The sequence below is a fragment of the Rhizobacter koreensis genome (genome assembly GCF_013366375.1).
Lineage (GTDB): Bacteria > Pseudomonadota > Gammaproteobacteria > Burkholderiales > Burkholderiaceae_C > Schlegelella_A > Schlegelella_A koreensis.
In genome coordinates this window covers 1-18,042 of sequence record NZ_JABWMJ010000007.1, presented here as the reverse complement: position 1 = coordinate 18,042, position 18,042 = coordinate 1, and the positions used below count along the sequence as shown (strand labels likewise).

General features: G+C 68.3%; 15 protein-coding genes. 12 read left to right on the top strand and 3 right to left on the bottom strand.

What is annotated here, in order from left to right; genetic code table 11:
• Positions 1 to 116 precede the first annotated feature (116 nt).
• From HQN59_RS15040 to HQN59_RS15030, 3 genes are all read left to right on the top strand, one after another.
• Positions 117 to 1,391: an SGNH/GDSL hydrolase family protein gene (locus HQN59_RS15040; protein WP_176069944.1), complete on the top strand. Its 1,275-nt coding sequence runs from the start codon at positions 117 to 119 to the stop codon at positions 1,389 to 1,391.
• A gap of 85 nt (positions 1,392 to 1,476) precedes the next feature.
• A complete protein-coding gene (locus HQN59_RS15035; protein WP_176069943.1) occupies positions 1,477 to 2,748 on the top strand; it encodes a GDSL-type esterase/lipase family protein in 1,272 nt (423 codons plus the stop codon).
• Between the two features lie 117 nt (positions 2,749 to 2,865).
• Positions 2,866 to 3,510, top strand: coding sequence for a PEP-CTERM sorting domain-containing protein (locus tag HQN59_RS15030; RefSeq protein ID WP_176069942.1), 645 nt, complete (start codon positions 2,866 to 2,868; stop codon positions 3,508 to 3,510).
• 132 nt (positions 3,511 to 3,642) lie between these two features.
• On the opposite strand, the gene HQN59_RS15025 is transcribed toward HQN59_RS15030, so the two are convergent.
• Entirely contained in the window at positions 3,643 to 4,485 is an 843-nt protein-coding gene (locus HQN59_RS15025; RefSeq protein ID WP_176069941.1) for a thymidylate synthase, read from the bottom strand.
• Between the two features lie 71 nt (positions 4,486 to 4,556).
• Positions 4,557 to 6,374 carry an ABC transporter transmembrane domain-containing protein gene (locus tag HQN59_RS15020; RefSeq protein WP_176069940.1) on the bottom strand — a complete coding sequence of 606 codons (1,818 nt, stop codon included), beginning with the start codon at positions 6,372 to 6,374 and terminating at the stop codon, positions 4,557 to 4,559.
• Between the two features lie 64 nt (positions 6,375 to 6,438).
• On the opposite strand from HQN59_RS15020, the gene HQN59_RS15015 reads away from it, so the two are divergent.
• The 4 genes from HQN59_RS15015 to HQN59_RS15000 are packed head-to-tail and all read left to right on the top strand — an operon-like array spanning position 6,439 to position 11,536.
• Complete coding sequence (locus HQN59_RS15015; protein WP_176069939.1) at positions 6,439 to 6,921, top strand: MarR family winged helix-turn-helix transcriptional regulator; 483 nt, start codon at positions 6,439 to 6,441, stop codon at positions 6,919 to 6,921.
• Positions 6,918 to 8,492: an efflux transporter outer membrane subunit gene (locus HQN59_RS15010; protein WP_176069938.1), complete on the top strand. Its 1,575-nt coding sequence runs from the start codon at positions 6,918 to 6,920 to the stop codon at positions 8,490 to 8,492. Before HQN59_RS15015 ends, HQN59_RS15010 begins: the two co-directional genes overlap by 4 nt.
• On the top strand, positions 8,489 to 9,910 hold the full coding sequence (locus tag HQN59_RS15005; protein WP_176069937.1) for an HlyD/EmrA/EmrK family protein: 1,422 nt from the start codon (positions 8,489 to 8,491) through the stop codon (positions 9,908 to 9,910). The genes HQN59_RS15010 and HQN59_RS15005 overlap by 4 nt, the downstream gene beginning before the upstream one ends.
• Positions 9,911 to 9,919: 9 nt before the next feature.
• Positions 9,920 to 11,536 carry a DHA2 family efflux MFS transporter permease subunit gene (locus tag HQN59_RS15000; protein WP_176069936.1) on the top strand — a complete coding sequence of 539 codons (1,617 nt, stop codon included), beginning with the start codon at positions 9,920 to 9,922 and terminating at the stop codon, positions 11,534 to 11,536.
• A gap of 169 nt (positions 11,537 to 11,705) precedes the next feature.
• Here the strand turns inward: HQN59_RS15000 and HQN59_RS14995 are convergent, their stop codons facing one another.
• The gene (locus tag HQN59_RS14995; RefSeq protein ID WP_246294940.1) at positions 11,706 to 12,911 is read right to left on the bottom strand and encodes a lipocalin-like domain-containing protein; all 1,206 of its coding nucleotides are present in this window, start codon (positions 12,909 to 12,911) and stop codon (positions 11,706 to 11,708) included.
• 311 nt (positions 12,912 to 13,222) lie between these two features.
• Here HQN59_RS14995 and HQN59_RS14990 point away from each other — a divergent pair, with 311 nt between their 5' ends.
• The 5 genes from HQN59_RS14990 (at position 13,223) to HQN59_RS14970 (ending at position 17,106) form a co-directional block, all read left to right on the top strand.
• Complete coding sequence (locus tag HQN59_RS14990; protein WP_176069935.1) at positions 13,223 to 13,918, top strand: hypothetical protein; 696 nt, start codon at positions 13,223 to 13,225, stop codon at positions 13,916 to 13,918.
• A gap of 218 nt (positions 13,919 to 14,136) precedes the next feature.
• The gene (locus HQN59_RS14985) at positions 14,137 to 15,360 is read left to right on the top strand and encodes a DUF4145 domain-containing protein (protein ID WP_176069934.1); all 1,224 of its coding nucleotides are present in this window, start codon (positions 14,137 to 14,139) and stop codon (positions 15,358 to 15,360) included.
• Positions 15,361 to 15,474: 114 nt separating this feature from the next.
• A complete protein-coding gene (locus tag HQN59_RS14980) occupies positions 15,475 to 15,927 on the top strand; it encodes a hypothetical protein (protein WP_176069933.1) in 453 nt (150 codons plus the stop codon).
• A gap of 113 nt (positions 15,928 to 16,040) precedes the next feature.
• Positions 16,041 to 16,583: a hypothetical protein gene (locus HQN59_RS14975; RefSeq protein ID WP_176069932.1), complete on the top strand. Its 543-nt coding sequence runs from the start codon at positions 16,041 to 16,043 to the stop codon at positions 16,581 to 16,583.
• A 364-nt stretch (positions 16,584 to 16,947) separates the two neighbouring features.
• The gene (locus tag HQN59_RS14970; protein ID WP_176069931.1) at positions 16,948 to 17,106 is read left to right on the top strand and encodes a hypothetical protein; all 159 of its coding nucleotides are present in this window, start codon (positions 16,948 to 16,950) and stop codon (positions 17,104 to 17,106) included.
• The last annotated feature ends 936 nt before the right edge of the window (positions 17,107 to 18,042 follow it).

Sequence of the window (18,042 nt, the reverse complement as noted above, 5' to 3'; positions counted from 1 at the left end):
TTGGGCCCGCCCGTCGAGGCGGGCCGTTTTCGTGCCACCACAACACCAAGGAGACAACCGATGAGACGGAAATTCCGTGACTCGATGCCCGCTCACTGCCACGAGGAGAACGCACGATGAAATCGAAAGTCTTGCCCACCCAGCCGACGGACCGTGCCGGCATCAAGCTGGATCGCCGCGCGTTCGTCGTCGGCGTGCCGGCGGTGGCCGCGGGTCTCGGCTGGTCGAACGAAGCGGCCGCGATCTCGCGCCAGGACCTCAACTCGTCGGCAAGCTGGTCGACGGCCCCGGTCTCGGCGGCGCCCGCTGCCGCGAACCAGATCAACAACCAGACCATTCGCCAGCAGGTGCACCTGAGCGTCGGCGGCGACTCGCTGCGCGTGAAGCTGTCGAACCGCTACGGAACGACGCCGCTTCTCATCAGCGGTGCTTCCGTCGCGCTCACCGGCAGTGCCGACCAGATCGCCGCCGGCTCGGCGCGCCAGCTGCTGTTCAATGGACGGCCGACGTTCAACATCCCGGCGTTCGGCGAGCTCTACAGCGACTGGATCTCGTGGAACGTGCCGAACGAGGGCGACCTCACGATCGACGTCTACATCGCGTCCAACACCTCGTCGGGCACCTCGCCGGTGACGCTGCACAACGCGCGCCCGGCCACGCAGGTGCTGTCGTACCTCGGCGAGGGCAACCAACTCGGCGCGGGGTCGTTCACGGCCACCACGTCGCGCACGGCGTGGTACTTCCTGACCGGCGTCGACGTGTCCAACGCACGCTCGCCCGGTTCGGTGGTGTGCTTCGGCGACTCGATCACCGACGGCAGCCAGTCGACGCCCAACACCAACACGCGCTACCCCGACTACCTCGCACGTCGCCTGCTCGCGGCGACGGCGAGCGCGCCGATGGGCGTCGTCAACCTCGGCATCGGCGGCAACCGCGTGCTCACCGGCGGCACCGGCGATCCGGCGCTCGCGCGCTTCGATCGCGACGTGCTGTCGCAGACCGGCGCCTACACGATCATCGTGCTCGAGGGCATCAACGACATCAGCGGCGGCGCGACCGCCGACCGGATCATCGAGGGGCACCGTCAGCTGATCACGCGCGCGCACGCCAAGCGCAAGCGCATCCTCGGCGCGACGCTCACGCCGTACGGCGCGGCGCCCGAAGCCCGCGAGGCGCAGCGCGTCGTCGTCAACGACTGGATCCGCAACAGCGGCATGTACGACGCGGTGATCGACTTCGATCTGGCCACCCGCGACCCTGCCAACCCGCGCGTGATGCGCGCCGAGTTCGACAGCGGCGACACGCTGCACCCGAACAGCCTGGGCTACCAGGCGATGGCCAACGCGGTCGACCTCGCGCAGCTGATCCGGCCGCGCCCGCGTCTGTTCTGAACCTCGATCGATCGAATCACGGCGATCGCCGGCCGATGAGTGACCAGGTCACCCGCCGCGATCCACACCCGATTAGGAGACTCGAATGAAATTCACTGGAAGCAAAGGTTCCGGGCAGCCCGGCCAGACGTGGGGCCTGTTCGGCTTCGACGTGTTGCGGCGCCGGCTCGTGCAGGGCGCGACCGCGTGCGTCGCAGCGCTGGCAATCGCGTTGCCGATGGGCGCTGCGGCTCAGCTGCGGGATGGCAGCGAGGTCGACACCGTCGCCACCTGGAGCGCGCCGATCGTGTCGGCGAACCCGGCCACCGGCAACCGCGTCAACAACCAGACGCTGCGCCAGATCGCGCACATCAGCATCGGCGGGACGCGGGTGCGGGTGCGACTGACGAACCGCTGGAATCCGCAGCCGCTCACGATTGGTGGCGCGCAGGTCGCGCTGCGCACCACCGACAACGGCATCGATGGTTCGACCAGCCGCCCGCTCACGTTCAGCGGCAGCTCGAGCATCGTCATCCCGCCGTTCTCCGAGATGCTGAGCGACTGGGTCGACCTCACGGTGCCCGACCTGGTCGACATGGCGGTCGACCTGTACATCCCGGGTGACACCTCGGCGACGGGCAACGTGCTGTCGGTGTTCAGCGGCGCGCGCCAGACCAACTATCTCTCGCAGGAGGGCAACTTCGTCGGCTCGACGGCGTTCCCGCAAGCGGGCACGCGCACGATCTGGCAGTTCCTGGCCTCGATCGACGTGGTCGCACCGGGCAACCGCGGCGCCATCGTCGCGCTCGGCGACTCGATCACCGAAGGCTTCGGCATGGTCACGAACTCGAACGGCCGCTGGCCCGACGTGCTCGCGCGACGCCTGCTGCCGGCCAACCGCCTCGGCATCGCGAACGTCGGCATCAGCGGCAACCGCGTGTCGGTCGGCGCGGGTTCGACCAACCCGAGCGCACTCGCGCGTTTCGACGCCGACGTGATCGCGCGAACCGGTGCCAAGTACGTCATCGTGCTGCTCGGCATCAACGACGCGAACGGCGGCACCTCGGGTGAAGACATCATCTCGGCGCTGCGTCAGGTCGCGATCCGCGCCCGCGCACAGCAGATGAAGATCTTCATCGCCACCATCACGCCATTCGGGCGCGCCACCGACGTCGTCGAGGCGAGGCGGATCCTCATCAACAACTGGATCCGCACCACTCGCGAAACCGATGGCTACGTCGACTTCGACGCCGTGATCCGCGACCCGGCCAACCCGCGGATGATGCGCAACGACCTGCAGAGCGGCGACCAGTTGCACCCCAACAACGCGGGCTACGAGGTCATGGGCAACGCGATCGATCTGTCGCTCTTCAACTGATGCGCGACGCGGCCTAACCATGCAGAGGCTGCGGCGGCCACGGGAACATCCCGAGGCACGCGGCGGCGCCGCACCGTAGCGTTCCCTTCATCGACACACGAACAAAGGAAAACAGCCATGTCATTCAACACATCCGTCCTCAAGGTCGCTGCTGCCGCAGCGCTGGTGGCCCTCTCCAGCGCCGCGAGCGCGGCGATCGTCGTCTCCAGCTCCACTGCAGCGTTCAACCAGAATCAGTTCGCACCCGCGAGCCAGTCGTTCAACGGCCTGCCGATCGGCTTCACCGCGTCGCCCTACACCGTGAATGCGGGCATGTACAGCTTCTCGGCCACCAGTGAAGGCGGCTTCTACAGCGCCGGGAGCGGGGCCGACACCTGGCTGTCGACCAACTTCTCCGGCGCCTCGATCACGTTCAGCGGCTTCAACGACCGCGTCAAGGCGATCGGCGGCAACTTCTTCGGTGCCGACGTGGACGGCATGTTCCTCGCGGGCCAGAACATCACGATCAGCGTGCTTGATGCGCTGGGCGCGACGGCCGTCGAGACGATCCTCAATGCCACCGCGTCGTCGTTCCGAGGCTTCACCTCGAACGCGTCGCTGGTGTCGCTGACCGTCAGCATCGCCGACCGTGGCTCGTTCGTCGCGGTCAACGACCTGCTGATCGCGCAGGTTCCGGAGCCGACCACGCTCGCGCTGATGCTGGCCGCGGTCGGGGTGGCCGGCGCGGTGACGCGGCGCCGCAAGGCAGCTCCACGAGCCTGAGTGCGGCAGCCCTGCCGGGCTGCATCGACGACGACGCCGCTGCACCGCAGCGGCGTTTTTCATGGCGTTGCCCGCTTCGACGTCGCGGCCGCCAGCGTCGCGCGACCCGAGCGCGAAGGCGGGAACCGACGGCTACACCGCCACCGGCGCCTTGATCCCCGCGTGGTGCTGGTAGTCGACGAGCACGAAGTCGGCTTCCTCGCAGTCGAAGATCGACGCGGGCTTGCGTGCGATCTCGAGCGTGGGGAACGGGAACGGCTCGCGCGCGAGCTGGCGCTCGACCTGCTCCATGTGGTTGGCGTAGATGTGGCAGTCGCCGCCGGTCCAGATGAAGTCACCGACGTCGAGCTCGCACTGCTGCGCGAGCATGTGCGTCAGCAGCGCGTAGCTCGCGATGTTGAACGGCACGCCGAGAAAGATGTCGGCGCTGCGCTGGTAGAGCTGGCAGCTCAGCCTGCCGCGGCCGCCCGGCTCCGTCGGCGGCGCGACGTAGAACTGGAACAGGGCGTGGCACGGCAGCAGCGCCATCTTCGGCAGGTCGGCGACGTTCCACGCGCTCACCAGGATGCGGCGCGAGTCGGGGTTGGTCCTGAGCTGCTCGACGACGGCCGCGATCTGGTCGACGTGACCGCCGCCCGGCGTCGGCCACGAGCGCCACTGCACGCCGTAGACCGGCCCGAGCTCGCCGTCGGGCGCGGCCCACTCGTCCCAGATCGTCACGCCGCGTTCCTGCAGCCAACGCACGTTGCTGTCGCCCCGCAGGAACCACAGCAGCTCGAGGACGATCGAGCGGAAGTGCACCTTCTTGGTCGTGACGAGCGGGAATCCCTCGCTCAGGTCGAAGCGCATCTGGTGCCCGAACACGCTGCGCGTGCCGGTGCCGGTGCGGTCGGCCTTCTGCACCCCGTGGTCGCGCACGTGGCGCATGAAGTCCTCGTACGTCGTTCGGACGGGGCGGGCGGGCAGGTCGGACACGGTGGCGGGCTCGGCAAAGCGGCGATTATGGGCGGCCGTGGGCGGCTGCCACAGCCAGGCGGTCGCCTGGCTCAGCGGTCGAACTGCAGCGCCGCCAGCCGCGCGTAGAGCCCGCCCGATGCGGCGAGCTCCGCGTGCGTGCCGGTCTCGACGATCTGCCCGGCCTCCATGACGACGATGCGGTCGGCGCGCTGCACGGTCGACAGGCGGTGTGCGATCACCAGGGTGGTGCGGTCCTTCATCGCCGACTCGAGCGCGGCCTGCACCATGCGCTCGCTCTCGGCGTCGAGCGCGCTCGTCGCCTCGTCGAGCAGCAGCAGCGGCGGGTTCTTGAGGATCGCCCGCGCGATGCTGATGCGCTGGCGCTGGCCGCCCGAGAGACGCACCCCGCGCTCGCCGAGGAAGGTGCGGTAGCCGTCGGGCAGGGCGGTGATGAAGTCGTGTGCGAACGCGGCCTTGGCCGCAGCGATCACCTCGTCGTCGCTCGCGTCGGGCTTGCCGTAGCGGATGTTCTCGAGCGCGTCGGCCGAGAAGATCACGCTGTCCTGCGGGACGATGCCGATGCGATGGCGCAGGTCGGCGAGCGCGAGGTCGCGCACCGGGACGCCGTCGATCCGCACCTCGCCTTCCGCAACGTCGTAGAAGCGCAGCAGCAGCTGGAACACCGTGCTTTTGCCGGCACCGCTCGGGCCGACGAGCGCGACGGTCTCGCCGGCCTTCACGTCGAGATCGAACCCGATCAGCGTCGGTTGGTTCGGCCGCGACGGGTAGCGGAACGTCACCCGCTGCAGCTGCACGCTGGCACCGGCGCGTGAGGGCTGCGGCTTCACCGGCACCGGCGGCGAGACGATCGGCGAGCGGAGCTGAAGCAGTTCCATCAGCCGCTCGGTCGCGCCGGCCGCGCGCAACAGATCGCCGTACACCTCGGACAGCACCGCGACGCTGCTCACCAGCAGCACCACGTAGACCACGGTCTGGCCCAGGTGGCCGGCCGTGATGTCGCCGCGGATCACCGCCTGCGTGCCCTGGTACAGGCCCCAGAGCAGGGCGCCGAAGGTCGCGCTGATGATGAACGCGACCAGCATCGAGCGCATGCGGGTGCGCCGCACGGCCGTCTCGAACGCGTCCTCGGTCGAGCGCGCGAAGCGCGTCGCCTCGCGCTCCTCTTGCACGTAGCTCTGCACCACGGGAATCGCGTTCAGCACCTCGGCCGCGATGGCGCTCGAGTCGGCGACGCGGTCCTGGCTGGCGCGCGAGAGCTTGCGCACGCGGCGCCCGAAGAACAGCGACGGCAGCACCACCAGCACCAGGATGCCGAGCACCTGCGTCATCACGCGCGGGTTGGTGACGATCAGCATCGCCATCGCGCCGAGCCCCATGACGGTGTTGCGCAGGCCCATCGAGAGGCTCGAGCCGACGACCGTCTGCACCAGCGTCGTGTCGGTCGTCAGGCGCGACAGCACCTCGCCGGTCTGCGTGGTCTCGAAGAACTCGGGGCTCTGGCGCACCACGTGCGCGTAGACGGCGTCGCGCAGGTCGGCGGTCACGCGCTCGCCCAGCCACGTGACCATGAAGAAGCGCAACGCCGAGAACACGCCGAGCGCGACGCCGACGCCGAACAGCTCGAAGAAGTGGCCGCGCAATGCGAGCACGCGCGCCCCCGGATCGGCGGCAATCAGGCCCTCGTCGATCAGCGACTTGAGTGCGATCGGGAACGCCAGCGTGGTCAACGCGGCGAGCACCAGGAACACCCCGGCGAGCGCGATGCGGCCGCGATACGGCCGCAGGAACGGCACGAGCCCGCGCAGCGCCCGCACGTTGCGGCGGGCGGGCTCGGCGGCCGAGGCGACCGCGGGCGCGTGGCCGGCGGCAGGAGAAGAACTCGACATGGCGAAGAGTGTACCGGCAAACAAAGCCTTGACAATCAATGCCTAGGCAAGTATATTCGCGGTCATGGCTTGTCCCTTGAACCCCGCCGACTTCTACGCCGCCACGGATTACTGCACCGAGGAGAGCGTCGGCTTCCTGATGCGCCGCGTCCTGATCGCGGTCGCAGCGGCAACCGACGCCCGCCTCGAGCCGTGCGGACTCACGCACGCGCAGTGGGGCCCGCTCTTCCTGCTGCGCCGCGAGAAGGCGTCGACCGTCGCCGAGCTCGCCCGCGAGATGCAGACCGATCCGGGCGCGATGACGCGCCTCCTCGACCGGCTCGAGGCCAAGGGCCTGTGCCGCCGCGAGCGCTCGACCGACGATCGCCGGGTGGTCCGCATCGTGCTCACGCCCGAAGGCGAGGCCGCCGCCGACAAGGTGCCGGTCGCGCTGTCGAGCGTGCTCAACGAGCACCTGGCGGGCTTCAGCGAGGCCGAGTTCCAGACCCTCAAGAACCTGCTGCGCCGCATGCTGGCCAACGCGGAAGCGCTGAAGGCGGCGGCATGACCGACCCGAACCGCGTCGTCGCGACGCATCCCGAGAACACCGTGAACATCAACGACAAGATCCGCAGATGGACCCCGCCGCCGACCGTGACGGCGCTGGTGGTGGCGATCGCGTCGAGCGTCGTGCTGACGCTCGGCGGCTGCGCCAGCACCGGCGGCATCGCGCCCAAGGCGCAGGCGATCGAGCCGGCGCAGGTCGGCGTCACCGGCGCGCCGCTCGCGGCTCCGCTCGCCGCCGACTGGTGGCGTGAGTTCGACGACCCGCAGCTGAGCAGCCTGATCGAGCGCGCGCTCGCCGGCAGCCCCAACCTGCGCGTGGCCGAAGCGCGCATCGCGCGCGCCGCGGCCGGCGTCGCCGGTGCCGAAGCGGCGGAGGGCCCGCAGGGCCAGATCACCGCCGACGCGACGCGCCAGCGCTTCACCGCCAACGGCATGATCCCGCCGCCGGTGGCCGGCTCGATGATGACGACCGCCAACGCGCAGCTCGCCGGCTCGTGGGAGCTCGACTTCTTCGGCCGCCATCGCGCCGCGCTCGAGGCCGCCCTCGGCAGCCAGCGCGCGGCCGAAGCCGACGCGCAGGCCGCGCGCAACCTGCTCGCCACCAACGTCGCGCGCAGCTACGTGCAGCTCGCCCGCATGCTCGAGCAGCGCGAGGTGCTCGCGCGCTCGATCGGCCAGCGCGAGCAGACGCTGGGGCTCATCCGCCAGCGCGTCCAGGCGGGCCTCGACACCGTGGTCGAGCTGCGCGTCGGCGAAGGCGCGATCCCCGAGACGCGCCAGCAGGCGGAGGCGGTCGAGGAGCAGATCACCCTGGCGCGCAACGCGCTCGCCGCGCTGACGCTGCAGCCGCCGAAGGCGCTTGCCGGCCTGACGCCGCGCCTTGCCGGGCTGCACGCGCGCCCGCTCCCGACCGAGGTGCCGGCCGACCTGCTCGGCCAGCGCGCCGACATCGCCGCCGCGCGCTGGCGCGTGGAGGCGTCGACCCGCGAGGTCGCCGCGGCGCGCGCGCAGTTCTATCCGAACGTCAACCTCACCGCGTTCGTGGGCCTGTCGAGCCTCGGGCTCGACCGCCTGGTGCGTTCGGGCAGCGAGCAGTACGGCGCCGGCCCCGCGATCCGCCTGCCGATCTTCGACGGGCGCCGCCTGCGCGCCAACCTGGCCGGCCGCGCCGCCGACGTCGACGCGGCGATCGAGAGCTACAACGGCGCGATCGTCGATGCGGTGCGCGAGGTCGCCGACCAGATCGGCTCGCTGCGTGCCATCGAACGCCAGCAGCGCGAGCAGGCGGCTGCGGCCGCGGCCGCCGAGGCGGCCTACGCGGCGGCGACGCAGCGCTTCCGCGCCGGCCTCACGACCTATCTCACCGTGCTCAACGCCGAAACCAACGTGCTGAACCAGCGCCGCCAGGGCGCCGACCTCGATGCGCGTGCGCTCGATGCGCAGGTGCTGCTGATCCGCGCCCTCGGCGGCGGCTTCCGCGCCCCCGCGCCGGCGACCGCCCGCGCCGACCGCGCTGCGCCCGCCACCGCCAGCGCCACCCCGAACACCACGCTTGCCGGAGTCTCCCGATGAAGTCCAACGACAACGCCACCCCGACTGCCGGCGCCGCGAACGCACCGGCGACACCCGCCGCGACGGCGGTCCCGGCGCGCACCGGCAACCCGGCGCGGAAGAAAGCGCTGCTCGGCGTCACCGCGCTGGTGCTGCTGGCCGGCATCGCCTACGGCATCTACTACCTCCTGGTGCTCGACCACTACGAGAGCACCGACAACGCCTACGTGCAGGGCAACGTGGTGCAGCTGACGCCGCAGGTCGGCGGCACGGTGGTCGCGATCAACGCCGACGAGACCGACTTCGTGAAGGCCGGCACCACGCTGGTCAAGCTCGACCCGGCCGACGCCCACGTCGCGCTTGAGCAGGCCGAGGCGCAGCTGGCCCAGGCGGTGCGCGAGGCGCGCATCCTCTACGTGAACAACAACACCTACAACGCGCAGATCTCGGCGCGCGTCGCCGACGTGGCGCGGGCCCGCAGCGACGTCGCCCGCGCGCAGGACGACGTCAACCGTCGCGCCCCGCTGGTGGCGAGCGGCGCGGTCGGTGCCGAGGAGTTCAACCACGCGAACGCCCAGCTCGCCGCCGCGCGCACCGCGCTCGCCGCCGCCGAAGCCGGCGCGACCGCCGCGCGCGAGCAGCTCGCGTCGAACCAGTCGCTCACGCAAGGCGTTGCGGTCGAGGATCACCCGAACGTGCTGCGCGCCGCCGCCCGCGTCCGCGAGGCCTACCTCGCGCTGGCGCGCGTCGACCTGATCGCGCCGGTCGACGGCCACATCGCCAAGCGCAGCGTGCAGCTCGGCCAGCGCGTGCAGCCGGGGGTGCCGCTGATGTCGGTGGTGTCGCTCGGCGACCTTTGGGTCGACGCCAACTTCAAGGAAAGCCAGCTGCGCAGCGTGCGCATCGGCCAGCCGGTGACGCTCGAAGCCGACGTGTACGGCAAGCGCGTGGTCTACCACGGCACGATCGAAGGCCTGGGGGCCGGCACCGGCTCGGCGTTTGCGCTGCTGCCGGCGCAGAACGCCACCGGCAACTGGATCAAGGTGGTGCAGCGCGTGCCGGTGCGCATCGCGCTCGACCCGAAGGAGCTCGCCGAGCACCCGCTGCGCGTGGGCCTCTCGATGGAAGCCAAGGTCGACGTCAGCAACGTGCAGGGGCCGATCCTCTCGGACGCGACGCGCCAGCCCACGCGGGCGGCCACGCAGGTGTTCGACCAGGTCAACGCCGGTGCAGACGCCGAGGTGCAACGCATCATTGCGGCCAACCTCGGCCGCGCCGCCCGGCCCGCGACGGCTGCGCCGTCGAACGCAGCCACGCACGGCGGCCCGGCCGGCGACCAGGGGGCCACGCACGCCGACCCGGCGTCGCACGCCAGCCGCGCCCCGGCTGCTGCCCACACGCAGACCGCCGCGGCGCGCGTGCCGGCGTCCAACCGCTAAGCCATCGCCATGTCGTCGACTGCTGTCGCTGCGGGCGATCCGCGCGAGGGTTCGGGGCCGGCCGCTGCGGCGCCCGCCGCGCCGCCGCGTCATGTCGAGTACCCGCCGCTGCACGGCAGCCAGCTGGTGCTCGGCACCATCGCGCTGTCGCTCGCGACGTTCATGAACGTGCTCGACTCGTCGATCGCGAACGTGTCGATTCCGGCGATCGCCGGCGACATGGGCGTGAGCCCTGCGCAGGGCACCTGGGTCATCACCTCGTTCGGGGTCGCCAACGCGATCTCGGTGCCGCTCACCGGCTGGCTGACCCAGCGCTTCGGACCGGTGCGCCTGTTCGTCGCGAGCATCCTGCTGTTCGTGCTGGCGTCGTGGCTGTGCGGCCTGGCGCCCAACATCGGCCTGCTGATCGCGTTCCGCGTGCTGCAGGGCCTGGTCGCCGGGCCGATGATCCCGCTCTCGCAGACGCTGCTGCTGTCGAGCTACCCGCGCGCCAAGGCGGGCAGTGCGATGGCGATGTGGGCGATTACCGTGCTGGTGGCGCCGGTGATGGGGCCGCTGCTCGGCGGCTGGATCACCGACAACATGTCGTGGCCGTGGATCTTCTACATCAACATCCCGGTCGGGATGATCGCGGCCGCGATCACGTGGTCGATCTACCGCGAGCGCGACCCCGGCCCGAAGAAGCTGCCGCTCGATTTCGTCGGCCTGGGGCTTCTGGTGCTCTGGGTCGGCGCGCTGCAGATCATGATCGACAAGGGCAAGGAGCTCGACTGGTTCGGCTCCACGCAGATCGTCGTGCTCGCGGTTGTCGCGGTGGTCGGCTTCCTGTTCTTCCTGGCCTGGGAGCTCACCGAGAAGAACCCCATCGTCGACCTGCGCCTCTTCGGGCGTCGCAACTTCATGGCCGGCACGCTGGCGCTCTCGGTCGCGTATGGCCTGTTCTTCGGCAACGTGGTGCTGCTGCCGCTCTGGCTGCAGCAGTACATGGGCTACACCGCCACCTGGGCGGGCTTGGCGATGGCGCCGGTCGGCCTGCTGGCGATCGTGCTCTCGCCGTGGGTCGGCAAGAACGTCTCGAAGATCGACCCGCGGCGCCTGGCGACCGTGGCGTTCCTGGGCTTCGCGCTGGTGCTGTGGATGCGGTCGCGCTTCAACGTGCAGGCCGACTTCCGCACCGTGCTGATCCCCACACTGATGCAGGGTGCGGCGATGGCGTTCTTCTTCATCCCGCTGCAGGCCGTGATCTTCTCGGGCCTCGGCCCGGAAAAGATGCCCGCAGCGGCCGGACTCAGCAACTTCGTTCGCATCACCGCCGGCGCGATGGGCACCTCGCTCTTCACCACCGCGTGGGAGGACCGCGCGGTGCTGCACCACGCGCAGCTTGCCGAGTCGGTGAACCGCGGCAACGCCGCCGCGATGGCGACGCTCGACCAGCTGCGCGCGGGCGGCATGAGCACCGATCAGGCGCTCGGCACCATCAACCGCCTCGTCGACCAGCAGGCGTTCACGATGGCCGCGACCGACCTCTTCATGCTGTCGGCGGGGCTGTTCGTGGTGCTGCTCGGACTGGTGTGGATGACGAAGCCGACGCTCGGCGGCGGCGGGGACGTGGGCGGAGCGCATTGACGCCCCCGTGACCGCAGCGGTGTTTCGGCGCCGCTGGTTGCGCTGCAGATGAAGAAGCCGGCGGGGCGTTGTTCCGGCCGGCTTTTTTCTTGTGGTTGGCGAGAGAGAGCCGCCGGGCTCGGCAACGCGAGCGGGGTGCCGACACGAGATCGCGCCGAGTCGCGCCTGCTCAAAGCGCCAGCGGCGCCGCGTACCCCGTCATCTCCAGATAGCCGCGCCCGACGCGCCGGCCGCTCGCGTCCAGCAGGTCGCTGAGGCCTTCCCAGTAGACCGAGCCGGTGCTCGACCGGCTGTCGAGCTCCTGGTCGTCGAGCAACGCCTTCACCGCGAAGCGCCCGGCGGGCGTGTCGACGGTCCACTCGACCGGGTAGGTCGCGCGCGTTGCCGCGCTGGTCCAGCGCCGCACGGGCTCGAAGCGCACGTCGCCCGACGCGAAGTCCTGCACCGACCCGCCGGCACGGCGGAAGCTGCCGCCCGCCCAGCGCGTGCCGCCTTGCGCGTCGCGGATGCGGAACGCGGTGAGCGCGCTGCCGTCGTCGAGGTTCATGCCGATCCAGTCCCAGCCTACCGCGCCGGCCTCGAGCAGCGAGTCGCTCCACTCGTGGTCGAGCCAGGCGCGGCCGTCGACGTCGAGCGTGCGGCCGTCGACGCGCAGGCGGCCGGCGACCGCGAGCTGCGGCTCGCTGTAGTAGAAGCTCGCCTGCTCGGCGCGGCCGCCCTTGCGCGACCAGCCGGCGTTGCCCTGCAGCAGCACCGGCTGCGTCGGCGTGACGGTGAAGTCGAAGGCGAAGCCGGCGAGGTCGCTCTGGAGCTGAGTCCGGTAGTGCCCAACCGGGGCTGCCGCTTCGCGGCTGAGCCGCCAGCCGTCGAGCACCAGCGCCGTGTCGGCTTCCGCCGCGCTCGCGACGCCGAACCCGGCACGCGCGATGCGCTGGTCGTGGCGCAGGCGCCGGCCGGCGAGGTCGCTGAGCGCGGCGTGAGCGAAGACGAGCTGGCGCGCAGCGAAGCGGCTCGGCGAGGCGGCGGCGAGGCCGGTCGCCGAGCGGAAGAAGGTGACCTGGAAGCCGAAGGTGTCGGCGGGGCCCGATGCCGTGTTGGCGGGCGCCGCCGACGGGCGTGCGGCCTCTGACGCTCGGTTCGCTGCCCGCGTGACGTCGTCGCCGCGGTCCGTCGTGCGGCCCGTGTCGCGAGCGGAGGCGCTGCTGCCGGCCGAACGCACGCGCAACTCGCCGGTCATGTACCACCACTCGATGCGCGTCTCGGGGTGCGACCCGAAGTCGCGCGGAAAGACAAGCGAACGCGGCTCCAGGGCGGAAGCGGCCGGGGAAACGCCGGCCAGCGCGAGCAGCGAGCGGAGCAGGTGTCGGCGATGCATCGCGCGAGCTTCGCACGGGTGGAGCGAGCTTGCGGTATGGCGGCCATGGGACGACCGTCTCGGGTGCCTTCCCCACGGCCATGGAAATCGAGGACAGCGAGGGCGCGCCCGGCGCCCAGTACGCCTGCCAAGCCGCTCGCCCATCGTGCCGGCCTCGCGTGCGTCGAAGCCTCACCTCGCTCGAACGCGATCGACCCAGCGTTGCCCGGCTGCCGCACAGGGCCGACCACCGGTGCGCAACGAGGCGGCTTTGCCTATGCTCCAGCGTCCTTCATCGCCGCCGCCCGGCGGCACGACCCCAGGAGACCCTCATGCGAGCCACCCTCAAGCGCCAGACCCTCATCGCTGCCGCCGTCGTCGCCGTCGCCGGCATCGCCGCCTGTGGCAATACGCCCAGCCAGCCGGGGCAGGGCTCCGGCCCCGGCATGTCGTTCTTCGTGACCAGCGCCGGCTCGGGCAAGGGTGCCGACCTCGGCGGCCTGGCCGGCGCCGACCGCATCTGCCAGACGCTCGCCGCCTCGGCCGGGGCCGGCTCGCGCACCTGGCGCGCGTATCTCAGCGCGCAACCCGCGGGCGGCACCGCCGGCGTCAACGCCCGCGACCGCATCGGCCGCGGCCCCTGGCACAACGCCAAGGGCCAGCTGATCGCCAGCGACGTCGCCGCGCTGCACGGCGCCGGGAACAACATCAACAAGCAGACCGCGCTCACCGAGAAGGGCGCCACCGTCAACGGCCGCGGCGACACGCCCAACATGCACGACGTGCTGACCGGCTCGCAGCCCGACGGCACCTTCATCTCCGGCAACGTCGACTCCACCTGCCGCAACTGGACCCACAGCGGCCCCGACGGCGCCGCCATGGTCGGCCACCACGACCGCATGGGCCTCGACGACAGCGCGCCGGCGAAGTCGTGGAACTCGTCGCACTTGTCGCGCGGCGGGTGCAGCCAGGATGCGCTGAAGGGGACGGGTGGGGCGGGGCTGCTTTACTGCTTTGCGGCGAATTGACACAGCGTAGGGTCGGTTGAGTCTGTGCAGAAGCCGGTGGCGTAAATGGATACGCAATCGCTTCTGCCAGATAACCTGTTTACGGGGCGCGATTGCGCTCTAGATCATGTTAGGCCCCATGAAGACTGCGATCCTTACCCCTCCGTGCTATCCCAGCAAGAACTCTCCTTTCCGTGCCGCCAGTGCTCGGGTGAAGATCAGACCACCCCGAGCGATCCATGAACAAGCCCCGTGTGCACAGGACAGGGAACGAAGCAATGACAGCGTCTGTCGATCCGGAAATGCCCGAAGGAATGCCCCTCGTCATGGCAGTAAGCGCGCCGCTGAAGCTTATTGCGAAGGACCAACGTGATCACTGGAGACCTTCGCTCGAAGACATCAATCGCTCCACGTACGACTACCTTAAGCTCAATCGCGCGAGTGGATTTATTGATGGCAACGTAGCGCCGTACATGATGCTAGTAGGCTTCGATGGAAGCCTCGCCATGCCAGCACTTCCTGAATTCTCCGCGCCGGAAGTCGCCCTGAAGATATTCAATCGCGTGTTTCTAGAGATGCTTCTAGGCGGCGTGTACACGGAAGGGGCGGCACCCGCAGACATTTGCAGGGGATGGCTGTTCAAGACCGGATACATACGAATGTTGAGCGGAGCTAGTCGCAACACGTCCTTGCACTCAGCTCTCCGGGACCGAAGCGCCAGCATCAGCGACAACATCATTCTTCTCGATCGAAAAACGATCACGCTGGCAGCTTTGCAGAAGGCAGTCATCAGAGGTCGCTCAGTCTTGAGTCATTGTGAACCTCTAAGCCCTGAGATTGCTCTGGCTGGAGTAACGCACTACGTCGCCGGATCGCTGGCAGAGGCGCTAACATGCTTGTGGACTTCGATCGAGCAGGCGATCAGCCGGATGTGGCGGATGGAGATCGAGGCTAAGGTTCAGGCAGACGCCATCCCGAACCGTAGTGGATTTCTTAAGGACTATCGGGTTTGGACCACTTCCGCCCGCATTGAGGTTCTCTTTCAAAAAGGTCTCATTCAGACTGAAACGTATCGCGCTCTCAACCGAGCGCGGAAGGCCCGGAACGAATTCATCCATCGCGGTGCCCAGCCGGAACTGGACGAGGCAACCGCGGCGCTCACGGCGCTATTCCATTTACTTTCTGCTTGTGCGAGCGGATATAAGAACACATCGCTCCTCGACGGTGTATGTGAGCAAGTAGTAGCCCGATGCATCAGGAGACCGCGAACAGACGAGGGCGGCAAGCTTGAGCCCGCCTATTGGAGAGATATCGCTCGTCTACCCGGTGAGCCCCAGTTCAAGGGTAGATACAAGCCGTTCGATCTGGGGCTGGAGCCGATTGCTTCTTTCGACCCGGCCTATGCAGCGAAGGCCGCGCGCGCAAAGCCGCGACCCGAAAGCTCGAAGGCTGGTGCGCCATGATTGCGGTGTGCGCTGCGGTCCGAACGAGCCCATGATCGTGTAGCAGTGCGCTCTGAAGCAGAACCACATACCCCAATGACCAAGACAAATCTGTACAAAGACCTTCTCGCGCGAATGAAGAAGGCCGACGCCGCGGGCTACTACATGGAGGCGTGCTGGATTCAGTACGCGATTGTCGAAGATCGGTTCAACTCCGTGATCCGCCACGCGTACCCCACCCAAGGTGAGGCATTTCTGAAGACCCTTCGCGGCCTGGATCGTAAGCTCGAGCACATCTCGGAGAAGATTCACCCGCGAGATGAGGACTGTCTCAAGAACGTCCACAAAGAGCTCCTTGGACGAATCAAGCGCTGGAAGGACAAGCGCAACGATCTGATGCACGAGATCACTGACACTCCCGACTTCAAGAGCATCAATGACAAGCTCGCGCGCATGGCGCCTGAGGGGGCAGCTCTGGTGAACGAACTGGCAAGCCGAGTCCGGAAGTACAAAGCGGCCGTACATCGGCGTACACCCAAGCCGTCGGCCGCAAATACTAGTGAGGCGACCCGTGCCGCTGATGCCTAACAGGTCGTTCGACGCGGACACGCACCGGCAAGGCGCCGCGAGCCGTGCGCGGGGGCATACGTCTCGCGCCGCCTTGCCGGTGCGTGCCGGTCAACTCCGACGTTAGGCCCCATATGCCTTCGCTCCAAGTCATTGGCGTCTACTCGCCGAAGGCGAACGAAGTCGAGTACGCGGAGTTCGTGCAGCGGGAAATCGAGTCGCAGAACCCGATCAACTTCTCCGCGGAGACTAAGGCATTCCTGAAGCGGGTAGGTCGCGAGGCGGAGATCGTGGCGCTATCGGAAGATGAACTTGCCGAGCGGCGTGCATACTTTGAGCAAGAGCTATCGTCTGCAGCACTAGTTGAAGTACTTGTTGAGCAACCAGACGCTTCGTTTAGCGTAGGCGAATTCATCCAGCCGAATCCACAGGTGCCGGAAGGTCGGTGGCAAGTCGCTTGGTGCGAGAAGTTTCTCACCGCAGACGGCGAGCATTTGCTGGGAGACTTCAGCTTCAACGAACTGCCTACCGAGAATCAATATCGGGTCGCCTTTTACATGCACTCTTGGAACCAGCGCCTGCCACTTCTCTCATCGTATGGGCCAGTTGAGCTTCCGCCTATGGTTGCCATGCCTCCGCGTCTGTGGCGCCTCGTACCGTATGAACAGGTGGACTGACTGTGTGGCCTAACCCCTCCATCGAGCGGACGCCCTCCGGCAGGCTTCGCCTGCCTACGGCCGCCGCTCATGTCGAACGTTAGGCACCATGGAGCACGCCCGCGTAGTCTCAGTAGCTTCCGTCCTCGCAGCCTCATCAGCTTTCGTGACGCCTGGAATGGCCCCGTTGAGCTCAACCTCGTATGCCTTTTCGGCACCACACACGTGGCTCGCTGCTCTCTACCTTGTGGTCAGTGCGTTCGTTGCTCAAGCGTTCGCCGGCCGGGTAGCTCGCGCTCGCGCGCCCTCGCGTGCTCGACCTGTAGCGGCCGGGGTGCTCTTTGCAGGCGCTTGGGCGCTTGCCATCGCGCTACCTTTCCTGGCCGTGGTTGTAGCTTTCGCGCTCGTCGGACCTTTCGCTGGCGGTCCGCAGTGGTTGCTGTTCAACAAGTACGTCGGCTACCTCATCGAGCACGCATTCCGCAGCTCGCTGCTGCCAGTATGGCTTGGCCTCTTCGCGGCCGGCGCCGTTATGGGCGCATGACGCCAAACCACTCCATCGACCGGACGTCCTCCGGCAGGCTTCGCCCGCCTGCGGCCGCCGCTCATGTCGAACGATAGGCCTCACGATGACGCAGCAGGCTGACACACGCGAATGGATGATCTACGCCCCTCTACCCACGAAATTCGAGCATGCGGCTCCGCCGCGGCCGCCATGGATCGGTGCCCTTAGTTCGGCGCCCGCTGTGACTGTCGGAGAGCTCGACAGCTGCTCGCTTATCGAAGGCCTGGTTCCACCCGATTGGCGCCTCGGAGTCCTAGCACACTACATCCTTCCGCAAAGCTGCGTCGCATGCGTCGAGCCGCCGGATGGTCGATACGCAATGCTGTTCTTTCATAAGGCTGGGCCCGAGTTTCATCGGCAAGAACGGCCCGCGCATCCCCGTCTGCTTGGCTGGTTCCAGTTCAGACTCATTGAACCGATAACAGATACTTTCAGTCTGCACTCGAACCTCGGTAATGCGGTTTCAATCCTGCAGCGTCGGACTGTCCTTCCGATATGAACCTAAGCTTTCAAGGGGCGGGGCCTAACCCCTCCATCGAGCGGACGGCGCAAAGGCCGCTTCACGCCCTTTGGGCCGCCGCTCATGTCGAACGTTAGATGTCTTCACATGGATACTGCCGGGATGAAACGCCTGACTGCACTTGGCTTCGTATGTGCCTCTACGGCGCATCCTGCGATAGCACAAGCCGCAGCAGAGGCTGCGGCTTGCTCTATCGCCGTGGGGAGTCTCCATCCACAGATCTCGGCGGCTCTTGCTGGCGCACTAATTGCAGGTGTGTTTACGGCGAGCATTAGGGAAGGTCTGCATAACCCCGTGCTGACCCGTCTTGCATGAGGTCGGCGCCGGCGCGACGATGGCGAGCATGAAGCAGCTCGGACTCGGCCTGAATCTCTCGACCAAGAAGACGCGCAAGC

Bases quoted from the DNA above. Each gene is read 5' to 3' on its own strand.
- HQN59_RS15040 (WP_176069944.1), top strand. From the start codon at position 117: ATGAAATCGAAAGTCTTGCCCACCCAGCCGACGGACCGTGCCGGCATC.
- HQN59_RS15035 (WP_176069943.1), top strand. From the start codon at position 1,477: ATGAAATTCACTGGAAGCAAAGGTTCCGGGCAGCCCGGCCAGACGTGG.
- HQN59_RS15030 (WP_176069942.1), top strand. From the start codon at position 2,866: ATGTCATTCAACACATCCGTCCTCAAGGTCGCTGCTGCCGCAGCGCTG.
- HQN59_RS15020 (WP_176069940.1), bottom strand. From the start codon at position 6,374: ATGTCGAGTTCTTCTCCTGCCGCCGGCCACGCGCCCGCGGTCGCCTCG.
- HQN59_RS15015 (WP_176069939.1), top strand. From the start codon at position 6,439: ATGGCTTGTCCCTTGAACCCCGCCGACTTCTACGCCGCCACGGATTAC.
- HQN59_RS15010 (WP_176069938.1), top strand. From the start codon at position 6,918: ATGACCGACCCGAACCGCGTCGTCGCGACGCATCCCGAGAACACCGTG.
- HQN59_RS15005 (WP_176069937.1), top strand. From the start codon at position 8,489: ATGAAGTCCAACGACAACGCCACCCCGACTGCCGGCGCCGCGAACGCA.
- HQN59_RS15000 (WP_176069936.1), top strand. From the start codon at position 9,920: ATGTCGTCGACTGCTGTCGCTGCGGGCGATCCGCGCGAGGGTTCGGGG.
- HQN59_RS14995 (WP_246294940.1), bottom strand. From the start codon at position 12,911: ATGCATCGCCGACACCTGCTCCGCTCGCTGCTCGCGCTGGCCGGCGTT.
- HQN59_RS14990 (WP_176069935.1), top strand. From the start codon at position 13,223: ATGCGAGCCACCCTCAAGCGCCAGACCCTCATCGCTGCCGCCGTCGTC.
- HQN59_RS14985 (WP_176069934.1), top strand. From the start codon at position 14,137: ATGAACAAGCCCCGTGTGCACAGGACAGGGAACGAAGCAATGACAGCG.
- HQN59_RS14980 (WP_176069933.1), top strand. From the start codon at position 15,475: ATGAAGAAGGCCGACGCCGCGGGCTACTACATGGAGGCGTGCTGGATT.
- HQN59_RS14975 (WP_176069932.1), top strand. From the start codon at position 16,041: ATGCCTTCGCTCCAAGTCATTGGCGTCTACTCGCCGAAGGCGAACGAA.